General features: G+C 45.1%; 20 protein-coding genes and 1 pseudogene. 10 read left to right on the plus strand and 11 right to left on the minus strand.

Going from position 1 to position 22845, the window contains the following annotated elements; translation table 11 throughout:
* Positions 1-50 precede the first annotated feature (50 nt).
* A complete protein-coding gene (locus AAHH42_RS02630) occupies positions 51-2702 on the plus strand; it encodes a hypothetical protein (RefSeq protein WP_342221632.1) in 2652 nt (883 codons plus the stop codon).
* 91 nt (positions 2703-2793) lie between these two features.
* Entirely contained in the window at positions 2794-5766 is a 2973-nt protein-coding gene (locus tag AAHH42_RS02635) for a glycosyltransferase family 32 protein (protein ID WP_342221633.1), read from the plus strand.
* On the opposite strand, the gene AAHH42_RS02640 is transcribed toward AAHH42_RS02635, so the two are convergent.
* The gene (locus AAHH42_RS02640; RefSeq protein ID WP_162920469.1) at positions 5763-5924 is read right to left on the minus strand and encodes a hypothetical protein; all 162 of its coding nucleotides are present in this window, start codon (positions 5922-5924) and stop codon (positions 5763-5765) included. The genes AAHH42_RS02635 and AAHH42_RS02640 overlap by 4 nt on opposite strands.
* A gap of 191 nt (positions 5925-6115) precedes the next feature.
* On the opposite strand from AAHH42_RS02640, the gene AAHH42_RS02645 reads away from it, so the two are divergent.
* The 5 genes from AAHH42_RS02645 (at position 6116) to AAHH42_RS02665 (ending at position 14054) form a co-directional block, all read left to right on the plus strand.
* Positions 6116-6436: a hypothetical protein gene (locus AAHH42_RS02645; RefSeq protein ID WP_342221634.1), complete on the plus strand. Its 321-nt coding sequence runs from the start codon at positions 6116-6118 to the stop codon at positions 6434-6436.
* Complete coding sequence (locus AAHH42_RS02650) at positions 6423-8819, plus strand: hypothetical protein (protein WP_342221635.1); 2397 nt, start codon at positions 6423-6425, stop codon at positions 8817-8819. The genes AAHH42_RS02645 and AAHH42_RS02650 overlap by 14 nt, the downstream gene beginning before the upstream one ends.
* Positions 8820-8844: 25 nt before the next feature.
* Positions 8845-11064 carry a hypothetical protein gene (locus AAHH42_RS02655; RefSeq protein WP_162859987.1) on the plus strand — a complete coding sequence of 740 codons (2220 nt, stop codon included), beginning with the start codon at positions 8845-8847 and terminating at the stop codon, positions 11062-11064.
* A 395-nt stretch (positions 11065-11459) separates the two neighbouring features.
* Positions 11460-13343, plus strand: coding sequence for a dermonecrotic toxin domain-containing protein (locus tag AAHH42_RS02660; protein ID WP_342221636.1), 1884 nt, complete (start codon positions 11460-11462; stop codon positions 13341-13343).
* A gap of 351 nt (positions 13344-13694) precedes the next feature.
* On the plus strand, positions 13695-14054 hold the full coding sequence (locus AAHH42_RS02665; RefSeq protein WP_342221637.1) for a hypothetical protein: 360 nt from the start codon (positions 13695-13697) through the stop codon (positions 14052-14054).
* Positions 14055-14279: 225 nt separating this feature from the next.
* On the opposite strand, the pseudogene AAHH42_RS02670 reads toward AAHH42_RS02665, so the two are convergent.
* Positions 14280-14423: pseudogene (locus AAHH42_RS02670) on the minus strand (recombination factor protein RarA); the annotation flags it as partial.
* Positions 14424-14654: 231 nt separating this feature from the next.
* Between AAHH42_RS02670 and AAHH42_RS02675 the strand changes: the two are divergent.
* A complete protein-coding gene (locus tag AAHH42_RS02675; RefSeq protein WP_119797256.1) occupies positions 14655-14840 on the plus strand; it encodes a transposase DNA-binding-containing protein in 186 nt (61 codons plus the stop codon).
* On the opposite strand, the gene AAHH42_RS14715 is transcribed toward AAHH42_RS02675, so the two are convergent.
* From AAHH42_RS14715 to AAHH42_RS02690, 4 genes are all read right to left on the minus strand, one after another.
* Positions 14771-15046 (minus strand): transposase, encoded by a 276-nt coding sequence (locus tag AAHH42_RS14715; RefSeq protein WP_425286320.1) that lies wholly within the window; start codon positions 15044-15046, stop codon positions 14771-14773. The genes AAHH42_RS02675 and AAHH42_RS14715 overlap by 70 nt on opposite strands.
* Before the next feature lie 226 nt (positions 15047-15272).
* Positions 15273-16454 carry an IS91 family transposase gene (locus AAHH42_RS02680; protein WP_342220948.1) on the minus strand — a complete coding sequence of 394 codons (1182 nt, stop codon included), beginning with the start codon at positions 16452-16454 and terminating at the stop codon, positions 15273-15275.
* 15 nt (positions 16455-16469) lie between these two features.
* Positions 16470-16718, minus strand: coding sequence for a hypothetical protein (locus AAHH42_RS02685; RefSeq protein WP_342220947.1), 249 nt, complete (start codon positions 16716-16718; stop codon positions 16470-16472).
* Between the two features lie 334 nt (positions 16719-17052).
* On the minus strand, positions 17053-17421 hold the full coding sequence (locus AAHH42_RS02690) for an IS630 transposase-related protein (RefSeq protein ID WP_072549715.1): 369 nt from the start codon (positions 17419-17421) through the stop codon (positions 17053-17055).
* A 128-nt stretch (positions 17422-17549) separates the two neighbouring features.
* Here AAHH42_RS02690 and AAHH42_RS02695 point away from each other — a divergent pair, with 128 nt between their 5' ends.
* On the plus strand, positions 17550-18527 hold the full coding sequence (locus tag AAHH42_RS02695) for an IS4 family transposase (RefSeq protein WP_342221638.1): 978 nt from the start codon (positions 17550-17552) through the stop codon (positions 18525-18527).
* Between the two features lie 30 nt (positions 18528-18557).
* Positions 18558-19439 carry an IS630 family transposase gene (locus AAHH42_RS02700; RefSeq protein ID WP_342221639.1) on the plus strand — a complete coding sequence of 294 codons (882 nt, stop codon included), beginning with the start codon at positions 18558-18560 and terminating at the stop codon, positions 19437-19439.
* A 58-nt stretch (positions 19440-19497) separates the two neighbouring features.
* On the opposite strand, the gene AAHH42_RS02705 is transcribed toward AAHH42_RS02700, so the two are convergent.
* From AAHH42_RS02705 to AAHH42_RS02725, 5 genes are all read right to left on the minus strand, one after another.
* Complete coding sequence (locus tag AAHH42_RS02705; RefSeq protein WP_342221640.1) at positions 19498-20565, minus strand: tyrosine-type recombinase/integrase; 1068 nt, start codon at positions 20563-20565, stop codon at positions 19498-19500.
* Positions 20540-20719: an excisionase gene (locus tag AAHH42_RS02710; protein WP_240313846.1), complete on the minus strand. Its 180-nt coding sequence runs from the start codon at positions 20717-20719 to the stop codon at positions 20540-20542. The genes AAHH42_RS02705 and AAHH42_RS02710 overlap by 26 nt, the downstream gene beginning before the upstream one ends.
* 337 nt (positions 20720-21056) lie before the next feature.
* A complete protein-coding gene (locus AAHH42_RS02715) occupies positions 21057-21254 on the minus strand; it encodes a hypothetical protein (protein ID WP_342221641.1) in 198 nt (65 codons plus the stop codon).
* A 257-nt stretch (positions 21255-21511) separates the two neighbouring features.
* Positions 21512-22195: a helix-turn-helix transcriptional regulator gene (locus AAHH42_RS02720; protein ID WP_342221642.1), complete on the minus strand. Its 684-nt coding sequence runs from the start codon at positions 22193-22195 to the stop codon at positions 21512-21514.
* Positions 22196-22548: 353 nt separating this feature from the next.
* On the minus strand, positions 22549-22812 hold the full coding sequence (locus tag AAHH42_RS02725) for a helix-turn-helix transcriptional regulator (protein WP_119797145.1): 264 nt from the start codon (positions 22810-22812) through the stop codon (positions 22549-22551).
* Positions 22813-22845 lie beyond the last annotated feature (33 nt).

Here is a 22845-nt window from a genome sequence, read left to right on the forward strand (position 1 = left end):
GATTGTAATGATCCGCAACCCGTTTATTTCCGCTCTTTTGGAGAACCAATATGTCTATTACCAACACCACAAACGATCTTGCAGACCATGAAGTAGAATCGACCACCAACCTCTCGAACCTTAATATGCCTAATATGTCGTATCTAACGCGCCTGACAGATGATCAATTATTACAAGCAGTTATTAATGAGTTAGGTAATGATAATGAAAGCGAAATATCCAATGAGATTCGACCTAATATTACTGCCCAATCCGCATTAGTCACTTCCGCAAAGGCATTAAAACACTTTAAGGTGGTCAGGCTCGTGCTAGCGCATCTTTTCGGCGCAGAGATCACTTTCCCTATTGCTGATGTAGTCGCTGGCTCCCATGCCGGTCAGGAAGCCAAGTTGTTAACACTTTACTGCTCGACGCGTAGTAAAACCCTGGTAGAAAAAGTGCTCGGCTGTCCTGCAAATGAGGTCACGCCAGCGCTGGTACATCATTTTTTCGGGCGTCTAGCCTGGATAGACGAATCAACGTTGACTGGCACCAGTGCGCAAGCACAGCTGGAGAAGTATCTATTCGGAATAAATCCTTTTTGGGATAAAGAAATCCAGCTGGGAGCCGGTGATTACTCGGAGCTTGGAGGGCTATTAACCCCTGTCCCTACGGATCTACGTTCATGGATGATACAGTTCAAACGTGGAGAAAGACTTTATATTGCCGCTGAATGGCTTGCCACAGTATCAGCAGCGGATCTGTACGATGGCTTTGCTCAAGGCGAAGGAAAAAAAGATGCCGCTCCCTTACTGGTCTTTACCACTGCTTTTGATCGGTTATTAGCACCGCTACCCCATGAATACCAGGACAATTTGCTCGTACCGGCACTGACTAAACAAATAAGCTCGGTTGCCTCGTGGCTTTCGATCGAGATTTATCTCTCTAAAATGGCTGATGCTAGCACAATCGATTTGGGAGAGCCGGTATCTTTAGCCACAAGAATGTTGTTTTATCATAAGATCACACAATATGTTATCAACCCTGATAATGGAACCTGGCTCGCGACTGATATCGAACGGGCACAAAATGCGCCCGGTATGCAAACCTTATCTCTTGCCATCTCACTGCGTAGAGAGCATTCAACCCTCAAACCGGAGCAAGCATTAAAGATCGCCGCTCTGCTATTAGCACCGATGATCATACAGGCGGGAGAGTCTCAGGAAGTTGAAAATGCGCCTAACCCACTACCACTGATTGATCCATTGCCTAAGCTCAATGTTCTACTGGCAGCGAGCAGCAGCACTGCCCCTGCTGATCAACTTTTTAACCTGATCGGGATCGACACACTTTGTCAGCACAATGGCACACAGCGGCAATTGCGCCAATCGGCGCGTGATACCTGGCAGGCATTGATGCAAACCACACAGTTCACTGAATTTTCCGCTCCTCTGCTAAAAAGAATCGGCTGGTACGGTGGTGAGGCAAAAGAACGCACTTCACCGAGAGTGACTCAGGCACTGGTTGGTAAAGTCATCATTGAGCATTTTCTCGGTGCTACCGTGGGCACCACGCGTTCTATCATGCAAGAGTTCCGAGATAACCAAGCGACGGAATATACCCACGCCCAGATGTTTGATCGACTCAAAGCCTCGATAACATTGCGTAACCCGGGTGTCTCAACCGCTACCCTGGATATGCTGCACTACCTGCTATGCCGTGAAATAGCCCCCGAATTATTCATACTCAATGTGCCAGATTCCCTCTGCTATGGTCGTTCATTGCAAAGTGTAGCCTTGCTACACGGTATAGCACTGTTAGAGGCGATGACGCCGGGAGCCTCTCATGGGGCAAAATTTGACGACGTCGTTACCTTATCTGCCCAGCTAGCGAGTAGCCAGGATCCATCAATCCAAAAATTATGGGTAGAGACGCAGGTGTATCCCGCATTACGCTATGCACAGGCACACAACGCTATCACGCCAATTAATGACATTCACAGGGCAACCACAGAGCAGATCACCACGGCGGTAAATTATCTGCGTGATCAGCAAAATCAGCATGCCAATGCCCTCAATAAATTGCAGAGCAAAGCGCCTGATCGCCGCGCGATAGCCGAGCACCAACTCACCAATGCAGGGGTGGATCAACAGTATTGGTCGGGTGATCCACGACCTCATCAGGAATATTTAACGCGATGTCATGTGTTAGAGGCAACTGAAGAGACATGGGATGAAAGTAAAGCGAATTTCTTTACTAACTGGGGTGCGGGACCACATGAGCGGGGGGGCTATATACCTCACACTCCTGAAGCCTATCCTTCTTTGGTGGATCTGATGATGATGGGTGATCGTTATATAGAGGGCGTTCAAGATGTCCCTCATGCTTTTGACAGCGCTTTTACGCTTTTTTCTCAGACGATAACCGCTGCCGAAACCGATATTATACAGCGGTTATTGTTAGAATTACCGGCCAGTGATCGTACACTACTGGCTACGTCAACCTGTGAACTGAGTCGACTAAAATTTGCTGACGAGCAAGCCTATCAAGGCATTTTTATCCGCTGCCAATCTGGCGATCATAGTCATGATTTTAAACAGCATAACACCGCTACCGAAGCTTATTTTGAAATTATTCCCGCGGCAGGGGTGGCGAGGAAAATCGAGCAGAGTTTTGACTATGGTCATCATTACATAGCAGATCAGCCGGACCGAGCGCAATGACGAAGAGGCGACACGGAGACAGGCCGCGATCATCACTCCACAGCTCCCTTTTGATAGCAGTGCCTATTTGCACGGCACGCCGGCGCGCTCGATGAAAGAGGTGCCCGATCCACGTAAAGCAACACTACTCCCTGCTGCGCCACTGATTTTCACTGCTTCTGCCGATCAAACAGCAGCGATGAATCAAATAGCGACTGCCGCTGCACAACATTTGTTGGCTGATCCCTTGACGGCGACGAAAAAAGTACATTCCGGTGAAACCCGATGGGAGCAGGTATTTGCATCAGAACGTGCCATTGTCGATTTTATGGCCCGTACCTTGATCCCCTTCTTCGGTTGTATTACCGATCTGGCTCAGGGAAAGCGTAGCGCGGGCGTGATTGGCGGCTGTGCATTGGATATTGCTTTTGCTCTGATCCCGCTGGGTCAGTTCGTTGGCTCAACCGCACGAATTATCTGGCGCGCGGGAGAAATGACCCTGCTTTCGCTAGGCGAAGCGATGAGTGACGCTACGGTTAAATTAATTAGCGGCCTAGCGCAACAAAGCACGGTATTCGCCTTGCCGGATATGATCAAAGGTGGCAGATGGCTGCTGACCTCGGCATGGCGGATATTATTGGATCAGGTCCCCACACTCGCCAAATTAACCCAGGCAAGTAGCCGTCTTATAGAAGAGGGCATTATACTTAATGGCAGTTATTATCGCGCGCCACAAGGCTTAACCGCCACCAAATTCCCCACGACTCTGCTGGGTGATCTGGAACAGAAGCGTCATGTATTAACCCGTTCAACCAGCGAAGGTAGCGTTCATGCGGTGGATGCCACCAACAATCTGCCCTACGGGCCTTTATTATCCTTACCCGGCTACGCCGGTGAGCACGCAACATTTTTCTATCCCCGGGAGATCAAGCTAGTACCGAATGTACATAACGGGGGTTTTATCACCGATGTTGCATTAAACGAAACGGCGAGAATTGTTGATCGTGATAGCCTAGGGATTGATTTTGGCGTTGGCAGCCACGTTTATCGCGCCACACCACATCAATCCATTTTACGCGATTTGGAACACCGAGTTTCGACCGAGGCCGAGAATTTAGAATCTGTTTCCTGTGGCCTACGGGTACGACGTAGCCTTGGTAAGCAGTGTTTAGAGAAAGAGCTTAAGTCATTCGATGATCCGCGAGAACTTCGTTACCAGGCACTGACCCACCAACGCTATCAGCATGGTCAGACCGGCGAACAAACTGCAGGCTTACTAGTCTTGGAACGACGCATTTATCGCTACGATCCAGCAGGAAAACAACAGCTAGCATTAGCCGAAGAAAACACATCATTAATTTATAAAAAGGAGGTGCGGGGGCGAGTCGAGTCAGAGCCTCTGTTCGGCAAACCTCATGCGTTTGCTGATCAAGTGCTGGATAAAAACACCTACGTGATAAAACTTGAGGGTATTGTCGACAACATAGCGGATAAACGCACGCTGCGCGCACTCATTATTACAGACCCAGGCAAGGAAGGGGCTGAAATAATTATGTTAGAAGCCGATCCTTTGATTTTTTACGGCGCGAAGATGCCAAATGCACGTAACCTAAAATGGTATGACCAAGTGCAATTTGTTCGCTATAGAGAAAAAAATACACAGGAAAAGGAGATTATCGACCATTATTTGGCAACTATAAAGAAAGAGTATCACCCACAAGGTGAAAACGCATTATTACCTGTTGAACCGGTACCCGGTGTTATTCCGTTGCCTCTGGCACGCTTCAATGCTCCACTCAGTGAGGATATTGCCCTCGCGTTTAAAGCCAAAGAGGTTAGACTCCCACGGTATCGTGGAATACAGCTAGAGATAGAACCAGATGACTTTGGCAATACAACGCGGCAATTTTCACTTTATCGCGGTCAGACGCGTGATCCCATCTCTGTGGTATACGATACCGATTGGGGCACATGGCGAGAGGTAACAGAGACAACGGTAATGAAAAGAGGACGTGCAATATCTATAAAACAGCTGGGAGATCCCATCTGGCCAGACCCGTCAGGTCAATGGAAATCGGGCAGCTATGCTGATTTTCAACAAATAAAAAATCAATTGCCGAGCGCAATAAGGCACGAAATCATCACATTAGGCAGTATCTCATCAGTACCTCCTGCTCAGGCAGCATTGATCCCACAGCAGATCCATTATATTTGGGTCGGTGAGGTGATACCGGATAAATTGCTCGATAACATCGCTAAAAATGTGAAAAACAGCCCGAACTACAAATCGATTATTCACGTTGATGCGGATAGTTCAACTATTTTCAAAGAGATAAAACGGCAATTAAACAATAAAATTGCCACTAAATTTTCCGAAAAAATAAAGGCTAAGTTGGGCTATAAAGTGGGTAATATCGAAATCCGCGATCTGCACCAAAACGAGTTTTTTCGTAATTTTAGAAAGACAGACTCAGGAGAAATGTATCAACATTTTCGCGCCGGTATCGGAAAAAATTACTCAGCAACATCAGACACATTGCGTTACCCCCTAGTCGATGAGCACGGGGGGATTTACCTCGATACAGATGACACCATTGTACGCAAGGTGCATGGTATTCAACTGAAAGCAATGCCTAATGACATACTGCTAAATGGCGTGGTAACGCATGAACCCACTTTATTCAAAGGTCATAACACCAGTTGTTTTGCCAGTCAGCCGAATAATCCGGTATTAAAGGAAATGATCAAAGAGATGAATCAGCGTTATAAAAAAAATGAAGCATTTTTTGCTACCCCTCGTCCTTATATAAATCAGGGAGCATCCCGAGCGGAATTTAAGGCTTACCAACGAAAAATTTTCGACGTCACTGGCCCCACAATGTTTAATGATGTACTGCGCCAACAGCGACCTGATTATTACTTTCTAGACAAGCTACATGAGAAACACCTCGAGTTTTCATCTGGGGTGGTATCAAAAGACTATATCAAGGCAGCAAAGAACGCGTCTGACTATTACTTCCCTTTCGACTCGATGTTTTTTGAGGTTAATATCGGTGCCGAACAATCTATGCAGCATACGCGTTAGGGGCTATCGCAATCCAATAAGTAAACATTTTCTGGCAGTCGTATTTCAGCTCTTTTTCCCAATGAAGTACGACCTCGCGTATTGATGCACAGTTTTCCGCTGATGATCTCTGCCGAGGGATGCACAGACAGTCGTTCATCGATAAATCCTTTAACCACATCCCTGATCTCGCGGAAAGCATTGCCCGTACTAGCTGTTGAGCACCTTTCCTGAGCCAGCGCTGTCGCCCGGCGGCAAAATTATGTGCATTTCGCCTGGGATCGGGCCCTATTGCACTCTGAATGCTCACTTTCCAGGTATTAATTCAACCAGTGATCAATCATCCGACATAAAAATAAAGAGGCAACCTATGCTTAAAACTAACGTTAACCAATCCGATATCAATAACCTGACTATTGCCGAGCTGCGTAACAACTCACCCTTTGCTAACACCGCACTGCCAACAGAGACCGAAGCACAGGCCGCTTTTTCTCTTTTATCAAACCTGCTCAGAGAGGCGAGCTTTATAGCCATCCCGGGAGGGATGATAAGCAATATTGATGCATTCAATTCAAGTTCAGTGTGGAGTGACGATGATAGCTTTGCTACTTTCGCGCAAAAACAAAAAGTAAAAGAATTTGTTACTGGCGCCACAAAAATTGAAGGAACAACACCGAGTGAACAGATATAAGGACGTGCTATTTTTTTGTTTTAAACTCATTCGCCCGATCGTGAATTTATTATCGACTCAGATTCTCTCGCAAACGGCAGCTCAAAGTGCGCCCACGGAGGCAGCGATAGAAATTCAGCTGCATGAACAAGTTGCACGGCTATCTGATCCGCAGATGAAAAAAAACTTAACCGTTGACCCCGGATACTTCTCTTTTATCGCTGAAGTACAAGCCTGTTACTATCAAGAATTAACCAAAGTGGCCTCAGAACAGATAACAGCGATGACCGGTGAAACCATAGTGGCGGCCTGGTGGCGTTATCATAATGCGAATCAAACCTTGCCGACGGCTCACCAAACTCTATTACCCAATTTAAATGAGGTGTTAGGTTTTATTCAGAGCGGTATTTTCGATAAAGATTCCGATTATCGTCGTCATGAATTCGTGCTCTTGATGCTGCAACTCCATGGCGATAAAATCAGGCGCTTTTCTCGCCATCTGGCCAGCAGCCAATTATTTGAACCCTACCTCGGTAAGATCAGCGACAAAGACGCCTGGCAGCTATTAAAGAAAATAGCTACACAATTCTTAGCACAAAATTCGGTGTCATGGTCATTACCAGAAAACAGCCGCCAACAAAAAGCCTTGGTGCTCGCCGAAACATTATTAGACTCGTCTTTATTTGATAGAAGTAACGATGATGATAGTAATATGGCGTATCAGGTCGCCACCTTGCTCACCCGAGAGGCGGAGGGGGAAGTATTTGCATCACCTGCGATCATCTCAGCTGAAGAGCAAGAAACCGCGCGTGCGCAAGTTAGGAATGACAGCACCACCCCACCGGCATTGAAATCGGAGGTCAGCACGGCCTTGACCACTCTGAGCGGTGCGGCGACCAAAAGTGCGTTAATTCGTTATTTGGGCAGTGTTTTACTCAAAAATAAATTATTCAAAGCAGGCCAGCTATCACTGAATAAAATTTTTACTATCGTCACCGATCTGCCGGCGTTTTATCAATTAGCGAACGACTGTGCCGATCAAACTAATCCCGATGACAGTGAAGAAACTTTGCCCGCCAATGATATTGGCAGACTGGAACAGGCACTGAACCCCGTTAATACAGAACGCCCTTTGCCCGCCAATGATATCGGCAGACTGGATCAGGCGCTACAACCCGTTAATCCAGAACGCTCTGCTGGTGAAATTAAAGCGATAGGCCTGGCTGTGATCACCGATTATTTATACCCGCCAAATGAATATAAAGCGGGCTATATTGCTAACTTTAACTTGTATACCGGCGCGCTGGGGAATGATACTTTTACTCAGGTCACCGCTAATTTAGCCATTCGCCTAAGCATCTATTTAAAAATCCCTCTATCCAATACCACGCGCGCAGAAAGCCGGCTGGCGCTGGCGCTTCTGGCCAGCCGCTATGCGCCGGAATTGCTGGTTCGCGATATTCCGCCTCAACAAACCTATGGCTTCGAGATGACTTCCGTCGATTTTCGCCACGGTGTGACCATGGCAGAACGGGTACAACCCGGTTCATCAACCGCTTATTCTTTCAACGCGCTCTGTAACCTGGCGACGAATGATGATATGGAATGGGCAATGGATGAACAAAAAATCGCCGTGACATCAGCACGCCTGGCGCCGTTACTACAACATGCGATGAGCCGACGACTGATCCCCGCAAGCGATCTGGATAAAGTGACCGCCGCCAATCAAAAGGTAGCAGTTGACTATGAAATCAATCGTAAAACACAAGAAGCAAAAGATTTGGAGGCCTTAATGGCGTCCGCGCCCGATCGCAAAGTGACCGCTAGCGCACAACTGAAACAATATCATCCGCATATTAGTATCGATGAGAAGATATCCGTCCCTAAGCTACTCAATGCCGGTTCACTTGAAATGACCCGGATTGAACAATATATGACCTACTCAGGCAAGTTTTACTATAACGATCAAGATCTCGGTTTTCAGCGAGGTCAAGCGATGAGCGCCGAAATGTTAGATCATGACTTTAATGAGGACTACGCTTCTTTTGAAATAAAATATAAAGCGGCGCTTATTTCGCGCCTATCATGGGCGATTAAAGATTTATTTCGCGTCGATCGGCATCGCTTACTGGGTATCACGGCAAAAAATCTCAAATTGGTTCAGGTTGCTTTTAGCAACGATAAGGATGAAAAAGAAAAAGGGTATCGGGGGGCAATCATCAAAGGTGAAGATAACGGTAAGCGATTTGCCTATCAAGTATTGCCATTGGCAGGGAGAATTAAATCATTAACGCTGGAGCCGGGTAAAATACCAGTAACGGTCACCACGACCGAGCAAACAATTCTTCCTGGAACACATGGGTTAGTACAGCCTACCCCCCCCACCACCACTTTATGTCAATGAAAAAGTGGATGTTAACGCTTACGGGGTGGAAGTCAAAATAAGCAATAAAAAACAGCAAATTCCACAACAGGTCAAATCTTTTAACTTTCCCCCATTGGTTACCACTGATACTGACGATGAGAAAATTGAAAAACTCTCTAAACACATGGTTGACAACGTATTTGGCCTACCTGTTACCGAGGCCCGTAGTTATTATCGCCGTGATACCCCAAAGGAAAAACATGACGCCGCCGCTAATGTGAGAAGTGATGTCGCCAAACGAGTATTGATTCCCTTTTACAGCACTGCCAAAGATTATCACGATGGGCAACTGACTTTTCTGGGAGCGGTATTTGGTCTGCTCGAATTGGCTAGCTTTTTGGTGCCCTTTGGACTGGCGTTCAAAGCGGGGATGAGGGCGGCGCTAGTCGCCAATAAAATCACGGTCACCACCAAAACACTGGCGACGTTAAGAGCTATTTTGGCGGCGAAACAAACGGGTAAAACGTTATTTTGGGGACTGCTTGACGCAGCTAATCCGTTTGGTTTTCTCGTGCCACTCTATCAAGGTGGTAAAAAAATCACCTTAGGACTATACAAAGGTTACCAATGGATGCGTGATAAATTAGCGCTGATCCCTTGTTTAGCACAACTCAAAAAACTGCAAAATTTGCCGCTGCAGACACTGAAAAAAACCATCAGCTATGTCGATGATCTTGATCGCCTCCGTCCTCCCGCCACCATGTTACTCAAGCCGACGGTGATCAACACGGTAAAAAAGATCCGCACTGTCCCTGATATGACAGCGGCAAAGGCCGAAGAATTGATAGAAAAAACATTCCACTATAGCGGCGATCTGGAGAATACATCGATCACAATGGAGATTGTGAGTTATCTTGATAACGCCGCTCAACACAGCCCAACCTTTAGGCGCTTGCTACAACGGCATAAATTTTCAGGTTCAGCACCGATCCACGTCAATCTCTCCAGCACCCACACCCGACCACGCGCTTACCTGGATCCAAAAACCCTAAGTCGCGACTATTTCAACTCACACGGAACTGAAAACCTGACACAATTATTGAATAAACATAAAGCCCATACCATTGACATGCCTTCTGCTGAAAAAATCAGCCAGCTGAAGTATTTTTCCTACGATGGGGAGCATTCATTTACTGTGGCTCAAGCCATGACGCATGAAACCGTCCACATGCTGACCGGTTTAAAAAATATTGATGCGATGGCAATCAATGGTGTCTCCATTGCGGGTCGAGGTGTAGGTCCAGTCGATCATTTAACCGATATTATCCTCGTTGAAATGGGTCAAAAAAACCCAATGCGTATCGTTCACGCGACTGAAGAATTTAAACAGGCCTACACGGCAGGGAGAATGCGCACTCAAGCGCTACAAACCGCTTTTGAACAGACGCTGGCGGAAAGGCGAGTAATTAATCAACAGCTTAAGGAAATATTAGCGCAGAGTGACAAGTATACCGTGCTCTTCCGCACTAAAATTGACAAACGGCTCACCGTAGCTCAAACGCTATTTTTTATCAAAGATCTCAATACCATCAGAGATGCCATCGAAAGACTCAGCCCACAGGATACGGCCAACGCATTCAACGGGCTAGTGAAGTGGGAATTCGATGCTGCTTTAGATCCCACTTTACACGCCCGCTATCAGCAAGATTTTCAGAGTTTACTGACGCAAAGCAAAGAAATAAAACAAGATGCCCTGTTGTGGTGGCATAAAAAAGGCCGTGATGTGACAGGCTTCTGGACTCTTCGCGTCGAGCCGGCGGTAATCACCGCCACCTCTACACCGCTAGTGCTAGAGGTAAAACCAGACGAGAAAAAAATCATCGTTCGTCACAGTGATAAGTGGGTCTATTTATCGGATCAAGGCATAAAACCGCTGGAAACCATCAGACTGGCTGCCTTAGCGCTACAAAAAATGTTTATCCAGCCGTTTAAAAGTCAATTACCCACTATATTTTCGGCGGATGTTCCCCCTATCAGCGCAACGGATCGAGGTTACCAGGTGGTGCGCGCCCAGGCAGCATTAATTGATATCGGCTACAGCGCATTGCCGATACAAATCTCACATTTTATAGCGAATAAAGATAATCAAAGCGAAGAAAATTATGACGAAGACGAAGACGATGAAGACAACAACATCAGCATAAAAAAATTATTACAGATACAATACCAAGCCACCTTGGCGGCCTGGAAGGAAGATAGTTTTTTAGCAAAGCCAGACAATTGAAAAAAAACATTAACTGTCTACTGAAGACCAGATTTTATACTCCAGAGAGCGCAAGACTTACTACCCGGTGGCACTAACTGGCTTACGCCCGTAGCCTCCATGCAGAAAATAGCCATGTGGTCTACGATTGAGGATGGGTTTTTCATCCTGTCCTGATGGACAGTGTGTACGCGACCAAGACACTATCAGTAATTGAAAAATTCGTTACCCTGAGCCTGTTCCAAATCTTCTTGATCGACGCTTAAACGAGGAAAAAATGAGCGAAAAAGTGCAGTTTACATGGCGTAAATGAGCATTTTGAACTCGTTTTTGACGAAGTATCAGCGAGCACAAGAGATTTCGAGCAGGCTCTCAGAATAACGCTTTTATCACGCCTTAATATGAGGGGAAAAAACATGCAATCTCAAACTACGACTGTGCAGCCATCACAAGATCCTGATGCTTCCATCTTAAAAACGGAATGGTATATGAAGCCTTTAGGTCATTCGAGTCCATTCCGCTTAGTGCCTGCTGAAGGTGCTGTTAACGTGCATCAGGAAGATTTTCTCACCAGAGAGCGGAAAAGTTACCTCGAAAAAGTAAACAGCCTGAAAGAGAATTATCCACAAATAATCCAGTCAGCTGCAAACTATCTCAAAGATGCGATCAAAGAAAAATACGGTTTAGAGATTGACCCCAATAAAACTTTTTTTAACAGATTTAATTATGCATCCAGTTCATCTGAAACTTTTACTGGCTGGGAGCATAATGATCCTCCCGCGGAATCAAAAACATTAACGGAACGGTTGTTAAGTAATTTTGGTGCCGAAGACCGCCTTAATTTCGACGAGCTCAGCAGTAACTCCGGGATTTATACTGAAGGTCGTTCAGCCCGTGGATTTGGCAAACATAATGAGGTTCGCCTGTTGCCGGTTGATTTTATGAAAATCGTCACCGAAAGTAACTTTAGCAAGAAATATATCGATAAACTCAGTGAATTCTGGCGAGCGAATGAAGAGACGTTTCGCATCGTGAATAAAGGATTATTTATCGCTTCAGCCAAACATCAGCATGAAGCGGGGGATTTATCTGTACAAGGGCTAGCGCTGGTATTGAAAGCAACGGCAGGAAATCCCCTCAATGATCGAAAAATTTTCATGGCAGAGCTGGAAAAAAGATTTTATGACAGCAAAGAAAACCGCCTGACTACCTTTGATATTTATGGCTATCCGGCAAACGACATGCTGTTGATCCACGGCGACAACGGAAAAATGATTTTATACAAACCCGGTGACGATAAAACATTTCATGAGTTTGATAATAAACAGCAGCTTGGTAATTGGGTGCTGGAACGGGCTCGAGACAGCCATAAGCGCGCGGAACTTGCCAGTCACTTTTCACTCTATAATCGGCAGGATGGTAATACTTATTGTGGCGTTGATACGGCTCTCAGGGAACTTGCCCAAAATCGCTGGGACAGTAAATACATTAATTATGATCCGAAACCCCTCAGAGAAGACGCATTTACCTGGTTAACGCAGCAGGCCAAAGCGCGCACACTAGCGGATGCCAATACGCTGACGACCACTAATGGTGAGGTTTTCAAAGAACAACTCTTAATGAATCTGAAGCCGGTGGCAGATACCGCCGCCGTAAGCGCTCTTCTTTTTCCAGGACTGGGCAGCCTGACGCTGTTGGGAATTGGCCTAACACAGTCTGAACTGGGTACAGATGAAATCATCAACGGTGATACGCAGTCACAACGCAGCCAAGGGGTCAGTGATATTATTAACGGCGGGGTTAATATACTGTTTGGCGCGCTGGGGACAGGAGCACAGATTGATGAGCCTGGCGTCTCAGGCCCAAGAACTTTTGATGTCAATGAGCCCCTGCCAGATTCTTCAAGCGGATCTTCATCACCTGAGATGCCTGTAGAGGAGGTTTCAGGCACATTGATCAATCGAATGTCAGACCATATCAATCGTATGTTAAGTCGAACTGTGGTACATGAACGAGGACTAAAAGCTATCTGGAAAAAAGATATGGTTAATGGCCGGGCAATTAGTGAGGCGGTAGATGAGATGAGAGAGAGCCTTCAGAAGGCAAAGGATGCACTTGATACTAAAGAAGGAAAAAAAATAGCGGCTGAGCATTTGGGATATGAGGATCCCAATGAATTGACTGCTATAGATATTAACAATATTAAGAAAAATATAGAATCTATTGAAGGTACTGGAGAATGGTTGAAGAACGACGACATGAGTGTCAAGAGAGTGTCGATCTACGATCAAAAAAGATAGGGTGTTGTTGCCTATTATAATCCAGCAGACAAGAAAATAGCGTTTAATGATGCGTTTTTCAAAAGGGATCCAATAGAAAGGTTACAAGTCCTGTTACACGAAAGTGTGCATGCGAGTATTCAAGTGGATGGTGCACCCGTGCCCGATTACTATTATGTGAAAAGTACAGGTCAAAACGGGCAAGAGCACCCTACTACGGACAGAAGAAAACAGCAATTAGGGATATCCCATGGATTCTTAAAGGGTGCGCATATACTAGACAGTAATTTCATGAAAGCAATGGGCGCTGATACTATAGGCCGTGCAAAGAGCAAGTTTCTTTTTGACTCAGAGACCCGACGCGGCTTATTAATGAAAAATCCAGATACGCAATCACTTTTGATAATGGATCTGGCGGGCAAAATACCAGAGACAATACGTAACAGGCGCTCTATTATTGGGAGAGATTTCGCCCCTGCCAATCCGTCTTATACGACATTGACAACAGAAAAAAAGAGAGTCAGACGCGATGCCAATTTGAGTGGTGATCACAGCAAAATTGCGGAAGATCGTGGTACAAAAAACAGTTTACTGCCTGAACAAATGGCGGCCTTCACTTCGCAACCTGACAGGGTATGGGCATCGTCTACATCGGGTATCGCCGTAGATAAAATGGCTCCGCCATTGCTGTCATGTAGCAATAGTCCAGGCAGCTATTCGCCTGCGGCATAATGACGCTGATTCGGTCGCATTAATCTGGATACGTTAACAGAATTTGTGCGGCCGTTTTTTTTGACCGTTGTTTGAGCAAAATCGCTGGCGAAAATGAAAAAACCTTCGATGTGATCTCAAAAAACAGCGAGTTATCAATCATGAAGGCGTCATTAGAGCCAAGGCTGTTGGCAAATATAAGAAAATCCTCCATTGGATCTCAACTCCCAAGTCACTCTCTGATTATCAGTAGCGTTTTACCGGGCTATTTTCATCTTGTTGCGCTAACCATGCCAATTGTTCAGTGATTTTACCTTCAAGGCCACGTGAGGATGGAAAATAATAGCGCGTTTTTGCCATTTCCGCTGGAAAATAACTTTCGCCCGTGGCTAACCATCCGTCAATAAATGCCCCCTTGCGCAGAGAAGTGATTGATACCTACGTCTACATGATAGGCCTTGTCAGTATTTTCAACATATAGCTGAACGACATAATAATGATTATGCACTATATTGAGAGAATAAGGCGTCAAGGCTGCAATTTAAGTCCCTTCTTTTGCTTTTGGCTTGTGCCCATTTATGTTCAATGGGATTGAGGTCTCACTTTTACCCACAAAGTTGAATGAAAAATGATTCAGGTGAAATTGGATTATTGGTAGAGTCAATAGTTAAATCAGGAAACAGGCACATGAAAACAGTAACGGGTAATGGGAATGAGTGGATCCGGGAAGAATTTCATCAAATTGATTTCGGAGATAAACGCCTTAAAGAGCGTTTTTTTGAAACAGCGGGCTTATTATGGCTGTAGCCGTATAAATTGATTAAAAACAAAGGGTCAGAAAAGAGAGTGTCGATATCGCATTGTCGTTTCCTACGAAGGGCTTTAGCCTGAGCCCATTTGTGCTCAATCGGGTTGAGGTCAGGAGAATACGTCGGGAGATATTCCAGAATAAAACCAGATTTTTGTCTAGTAGACTGGATATCCTGGCGTTTGTGAAAGCTCACATTATCCATCACGATAACAGCCCCTTGAGGGATTTTTGGCAGTCAGTCTTGATAGATAGGAATTTTAATAATTTGGTTTTATTGTCAAAAACAGAATTGGATCAAAAAATAAACGATATTATTTTCAAACTTTAGGGTTATTCTCCTTAACGTAGAGAGTCCCGGGTGATAATAGGGTCATTTTCGTTTAAAAAACCAGCATTTTCGAACGCGAGGCGCCCCTTCCCTGCAGAGGCTAAATCCCCTTCATTTTTGCCAGAGATTCATGGTGAAGCATTAACTGATGCCACGGCAAGCCTGATGTGATACCGCTTAGCACCAAACGAGAGCCACACAGGATGCACTCATGAGGGCCAATACGACTTAGGCGTTTTAACATTGCCGCATAAGTGATGTTGACGGTTTTTTCTTTTTCCTGCCCCAACAAAGCATCTATAATCGGCAGCAGTGTAGTCCGACGGCGGGGCGCTAAAAAACCATAATAGCGGACCATCCTAAAATGTTTATCCGGAATGTGGCTAATAAAACGCTGAATAAACTCGTCCATACTGAGGTTAAGTTTTTCTTGCTCTCGGGTTTTATGACTGAGGTAGCGATAGGTCACTTCCTGGCCGTTATAATGTTCCAGCCGGGATAACGACACCGGAGGCTTTTTTAAATAACGGCCTAAATAATTGAGCGTTTGCTGGGCATTGTCTGTCGGCTTTGCCAGGTCGATATTCCAATGCCGTTGGTAATGGAAATCCAGAAACTGCTCCCGTTGACCCAGCCTCGTGAGGGTTTGTGATAACTCCGGTGGTAATTGCAAGGTATCCCACTGTTGACGAAGTAGTGTGATAATCTGATAACGCCACTGTTTCATCAACGTTTTTCCGCTAAACGTGATTTTTTTCCATTTTTCGGCATTGTCATCGAGTCCGCCACAGGTCACCGAAAGATGCACATGAGGATGCCAATTCAGCGCTCGCCCATGCGTATGCAACGCCGTGAATAGGCCAGGCAATAGGTTTTTTGGCTGGCAAAAATCTAAAATAACCTTGGCAGCGAGACGACTGAGATGCGTTAACAGCGCACGATTTAGCTCAAACAACGGCCAGAACTCACGGGGAAAAGTGAACGTAATGTGTTGCCATTTTGTGATGGGAAGCACCGTGCGCTGTTTGGCCACCCACCGCTCTGTGGCTTTCTTACCACAGGAAGGGCATGAACGGCTGTGGCAGGTAAAGCAAATCCGTTTGGTGTGCGTACAGCCTGCCTTTTGACAGCGCCAGCTGGCAAACCCCAGCGCCGATGTTCCGCAGGAAAACAGTTTAATCAGATTATCGACCACCACCGGCCGTATTTTATCCGCATGAGCACAATAGTAATTCCACCACGCATGACCGACCTGAAAAGGATGACGCAGTTTACGGTTCATCTTTCAGCTCAAGCATCACGGGTGTTCTAGATCAAACGACCGACACTCCGGGCAAAAATAGACCGCATTCATTGCAGACTCTGCGGGAAAGCGAGCCCAGAATATTTCCCAAAACGTCTCTGTAATGAAAAGATTATCTCCGCCAGTAAAGGCCTGATGCGTTTTCTGATAAGGCATGGCTAAGGCTTTAGCAACCTCTTTCAAGGTCTGCTTCACCATTTTGGTATGCGCTGTTTGATGTGAGTGACAGATATTTTTAGGCATAACACCTTAGCTGAACGAGTAACGGGACCGGCTAATAGATAACACCGTTTCTTCAAAAAAATCAAGAGATAACAGACTACTTCACGTCGCCGACCTTAGGAGGCAGCCTTGGGTTACCCACGCATGAAAAATATCGCTATTGATATTGTATTCAAAGGCACAAACGGTGGTTAATTTTCCGTTAAGCTGAGCGCCAATGACATTGGTACGTGCTTTAGCGTGCCAATCATGTTGACCGTAACACCGCTTACCTTTAGCTCAATAGCCGTAGAGGCGGGGCATGTCATGAGCAAAACCGCTTTCATCAACGTAAATAATAGGGGTCTCGCTGGCTTCATAGGCCTGGATCTTGATCTGAAAATCTTCTCGGGATTGGGCGTTGGCTTTTGGATGATAAAATGTTTTTTTTATAGCTAAACCCTGCCCGTTTCAACGCATGGCAGATACCTCTAGCGCTCACTCCCATACGTTGGGCTCGCTCGTATTGAGACGCGTCAGGGTAGGTTTCCACATCAAGAATCAACGCCGCTCGAGCTATTTTACTGGCGGGTTTATCACGTGTCAGACAAGGTTCTATTCGTTTAGCCCAGCGCATCAGACTTGCGGTCCCAATACAAAAACGTGTGGCCGTTTGGGCATATGTAAGCTTTTCTTGCTCTTTAATAGCCAATACATGTTGGCGAAATTTTAATGGATAAGTCATCTTGAAATTATACATCAATTTATACAGCCTACGCTATATCATCAAAAGCGTCAGGTTCAATTTACCCAAGCTGTCATGGCTCCTGGTCACAGGCCAAAGGAGCTTATCGATTTTTTAGCAATGAGAGAGTGAGCGAGAGCGCGCTATTCCGTACACATTGTGTGCAAACACAAAAACGTCTGGAGGGGCATTCACTGGTTTTTTCTCTTCAGGACACATCAGAGTTGAACTTTGACTCACATAAAAAGACAGAGGGGTTGGGAAGTCTATCTCAAGCCTATCACAAACATAAAATGGGGTTGATGCTTCATGCAAGTTTGATGGTAACTCAGGAGGGCTTGCCGCTTGGGTTATCCTCGCTTAAATGCTGGTCACGTGTTTCCCGAGAGGAAACGCCTCAGGAAAAACAGCGGCGGCTTTATCAATCGACAATGAAAGAGAAAGAAAGTATTAAGTGGATAGAGACCCTCTACGAGACAGCGGCGCTGATACCCAAAGATACCTGCTTAATCACGCTGGGAGACAGAGAAGCGGATATTTTCGAACTTTTTCGGGTTGCAAGCTCACTAAAAACATTTTTTATTATCCGCAACCGGAAAGACAGAAAATTTATCGATGAAAAGGGAAAAAAAACAACGGTGCAAACCGCCTTGTCAAAGACGCCGATTTTAAAAACCATAGCACTCACCCTGCCCAAAAATCAGCAAAGGGTAGCAAGAACGGCTTATGTGGATATGCGCTCCATTTCAGGCTGGCTTCCCATTAGAAATAATCTAGTTTATGGGCCTACCAATAAAGACGCTTCACGGCATATCCATGAAAAGGTTCACGTATCTGCCATCAGTGTTAAAGAACAGCCTCCTCCAGAAGGAGTAGCGCCTGTCGAATGGGTATTATTGACCAATTTGACGGCCACTGACGCCTTTGAAGCAGAAGAGAAAGTGAATTGGTATAGACTGAGATGGAAGATAGAAGAGTTCTTCAAAACACTGAAATCAGGATGTTGTGTTGAACAATGTCGTTTAAATACGGCAACCAAACTAACGAAAATGATCACCCTCAAAAGCATTATCGCCTTCAAACTGATGTATACCCGTGATCAATGAAGATGCTTGATTTTGAAGTCGATAAGGATCATGCTCATAGCCATGAAAATAGAGCTGACTGCTGACCAGAAAATTACCCTCGAAGCCCAACATCGTCAAAGCCATGACCGCCGTGTCTGTGACAGGATCCGGTGTGTTTTGTTGTCCGCAGACGGCTGGACTCCCCCTATGATTGCTCACTCACAGCTCATTAATGAAACCACGGTGCGGCGCCACCTTACAGACTATCATAAACTCAACAAGCTCAAGCCTGAAAATGGCGGCTCCGATGGCTATCTCAATGCGGAACAGACCACGTCGCTGGTTGAACATCTCACCCAGCCGCTCTACCACCACAATCACCAAATTGTGGCCTATATCGCTGGACGCTGGAACATCACCTTTACCGTATCAGGTCTGTATAAAGGGTTGAAGCAGCATGGCTTTAGCTATAAAAAGCCGAAAGGTGTTCCGCATAAATTTGCCGTTGAGAAACAGCAGCAATTTATAAAGACCTACAGCGAATTGAAAGACGCCGCGGGTAATGACCCCATACTGTTTATTGATGCCGTTCATCCGACACAAACCACCAAAATAAGCTACGGCTGGATACGAAAAGGCCAGGATAAAACGATAGAGACCACCGGGAGCAGAACGCGGTTGAATATCATGGGAGCCTTGAACATCCAGAATGTGGCTAACCCCATAATCCGTGATGATGAGACGATTAACAGCGAAAATGTGGTTCACTTCCTGTCTGCCATTCGCGCGCATTATCCCATCACGACAACGGCACATGTGATCCTCGAGGGTGCAGGCTATCACCGTTCACAGCTTGTGCAAGACGCCGCGCTTACGTTGAATATCCACTGTATTTTATTTATAATAAAAATCAATAAATTACAACACAAAGGTCACAATCGATCGAAATAAGGTCACAATGCCTTCTCTCTTAACGTCTTACTCGATAACCCAAACATCATAACTTGTATCAAACTTCCTCCCATTCACTCCCTCTGCTGTCACGGTATTTATCCGTCATGACAGAAGATTTATGTCCCAGTAATTTCTGCGCGAAATCCTTACCCCTCGCTTCACTGTACAGCCTCGCGGATAAACTTCTGATTTCGTGAAATGAGGGCGGTGTACCCTGCCATTTCAAACCGGATTTTTCTCTTGAATCTGCAAACCCTGTCGATAGAAGTCCCTGACTAAAACACGTTTTCGTCCTTCCCACAAAAACATAATGTTCACCCTTTATGTGTTGCCGACAATCATTGAGAATGCCTTCAACGTTTTTATCAATGATTGCCAAACTCAAGGTTAAGGGTATCGCCAGTTTCATCCCGGTCTTCTGTTGCTGTAACCACCATTTTCCGTCATGAATATCTTTCCACTGCATCTGCCGGATGTCCCCCATTCGCTGACCTGTGAGTAAGGCTAAATCCATGCTTAACCCCACCCACGGTGGTCGCTGATTGGCAACCTCTCTAATCACGAGAAACGCTTCCAGTGATAAGCGCTCACGCCGTACTTGTACACGAGGATTCCTTGTGGCTTCTACCGGATTCGCTTCCAGATGACCTTCTGCAATCGCTTCATTAAACATATCGATAAGTACACTACGGATTAACTTTGCACTGGCGTTTTTACCTTGCTCGGTGTAACTGTTTAAAAAAATAGCAATCTCTTTGGTGGTCAGTGTACTCAATATCCTATCAGGGAAAGCATGAGCGACGGGCGCTAATCTTTTTTGGTAGTCCTGAATCGTCTTAGGACGAAGACCACATTGGTGCAATTTTTCCGTAAATTGGGCTATCCATTCTGTCACCGATAGCGTATTGCCCGTATTGCCCACGTTGATTCTGTCTACCAGGCTATGGCGTTGGTCAAAAATCTGCATGTTCATGGCAATCGCTTCGTTGATCGCGATACGTTTCACGCTCCCTACGCCGTATTCCTTACCTGTGCGGGGGTCTCGGTAGCAATAGTAACCGTTATTGCGGACATACAGATTGGGCGGCAGGTCTCGGTTAGCCGGCTTTCTTTTGCGTGCCATGATACAGTCTCTCCATTAAGCGTTTTCCGGCGTAACTGGCGGGGGTTGTTGGGTCAATTTTTACGGCATGCGCCTCGACGAGATATTCTCGGCCCTCGCGCCGCGGTGGCGGTTGGATGGCACCAGAGCGGACCCATCGACGTACTTGTTCCATGCAACGCGGGCGAGGCTGGTTTTGATTCCATTGCTTGAGGCTGATTTCCATAGCAGCGCTTTCCTTATCAACGTTAAAAACGTCATGACCTCGTCCGTGTTGTAGACGGAAGAGTTATAGAGGGTCATGTGAATAACTTTATTTTAAGAATAAAAAATAATGAGAGGAATAATCAATATCAATAAATAATAGCGTCTTTCATTGTTATGAGGGGGTAGTATTAAAATAGGGTCTTCTCTTTATAGGTCGAATAATGAGGCAATCATATAAAATTTATCCAATAAAAATAGCCTTGATGAAGAAGGCTATTTTATTTATTCTGTAATAAAATCCATTTTCAATTTTTCAATGTGGCAATAATCGTGTCTTTGGCTATTTCACCATAATGGTCGATAAGGTATTGAGCAAAATGAGCTGCAGTGATTCTGTATCCACAATGAGCGCTGACAGACGCGGCAAAGGTTTCAAGTTCTTGGTGGAGTATCGCGCCAATATAAATCATCTCTGACGGTTCTTTCATCACGTCTTGTAACATAACGCTTCCTTTTTTTAGAGATAATATGTAAGTACTCCACTTGTATTGATAAGACGAAGCCCTTCGCTAAACGCATTATTTTTCGAAGAAGCAATAAAATGGTTTTATGGCAATCGATGTGTAGGCTTTTTTCTCTTTTTAAACCAACTTCTTAATCGAGTAAACCAATTTTTTTTCATTTCGCTTAGCTTCCAAGACCTTATCTTTTAACGCTCGTTTTCTCGCTCTGCTCTGTCTGTTGCTCATAAGAAAACCTCCTACTCAATAAACTGTATCCCGGGGCGTATAAACGCGTGGGGAACAGTGCGGTCAAAGCCGGTTTGATGACAAAAATGTTTAAAGTCCAGCAATGAATGCACTTTCGCTTTTTGGTATAGAATACGAATTCTATTTTCTATTGTGCGATGAGAACGTGCCAATTTTTTACCTATTTCCTTGGCACTCATCGTGCGTAATAAATAAAAGATTATCCTCAATTCAGATTGCGTAAATAGAGTCGAGGGAGGGTCCAATAATAGCGTGGCAGTTAGCTTATCTACGTAGTGGGGCAGTGAAATAATAGCCAGTTTTCTGCCATAAAAAACCGTGCCGATGCACTTGTTTCTTTTATTATGCAACGGAAAGGTTTCGTATAAATAAGGTTGCAGTTTCTGTTCACGACCAAAGAAATGCGTTTTAATGAGGGTGATTTTTTGCCCGCTTTTTATAACCTCTCTTTCCAGTTTTTGAATGATTAAAGTAAATTCTAAAATACACGTAGGAAGTTCATCATCACGCCGCCCTATCACATCAAATCCTTGTGGCACATTTAAAAAATCAAGAAAAGCACGATTCGTATAAATAAAGCGTGATTCGCTGTCTTTTATTCCCCAAACATCTTGACTATTTTCCATCATAGCGGTCAGAGGCAATGAACGTGACGATAAGTTAATCTTATTCATGAATTGCTCCATGAATTGTTTTTAGTCTGTTTCCGTGCACGTGAATCGCGGATAATCGAAATAACCAACATTAAAATAAACGGGGCTAATAGGATGAGAAAAGGCACAGTCATCCAGAATACAACGTTTTCAATCATGGGATTATTCATAACAGTCTTTCCTTTGAAGTAACATCGGCTTTTGCGTTAAATATGCGCCTTTTTTCCAATGCAGATTGGAACGTATTAATTACTTAAGCCAGATAATGCTAAAGGGAACAAACGGGATGCTGTAGGTGCCTTTAAGGCACCTATGCTCCTTTTTTATTTTGTAGTACGGGCTTGCCGTTGCTATTTAACGGAATGAAAGTCCGTTCATTTTACACATTGCTGCAAAGCAAACAGCACAAGACGCACATGGAATATGGTTAGCAGGCCATGAAGTGAACGAGGCTCAAATTTGATTTTTGCCGCCTCCAGTGTCTGTTTCACGACTTTGTACGAGATTGATCGCAATTCTGAAATTTCTTTTTGTGACACGCCCAAAGAAAACAGCATCGCCGTTTCAAATTGCACCGGTGTTAATTCAGGAAACACTTCCCGTAATTCAGGAAATTGGGTAATATCGATGTTAGCCATTGTAGCCTCCGAGAGAGGTTATGGTGGTTAGCT

The organism is Candidatus Fukatsuia endosymbiont of Tuberolachnus salignus (assembly GCF_964030845.1).
GTDB lineage: Bacteria > Pseudomonadota > Gammaproteobacteria > Enterobacterales > Enterobacteriaceae > Fukatsuia > Fukatsuia symbiotica.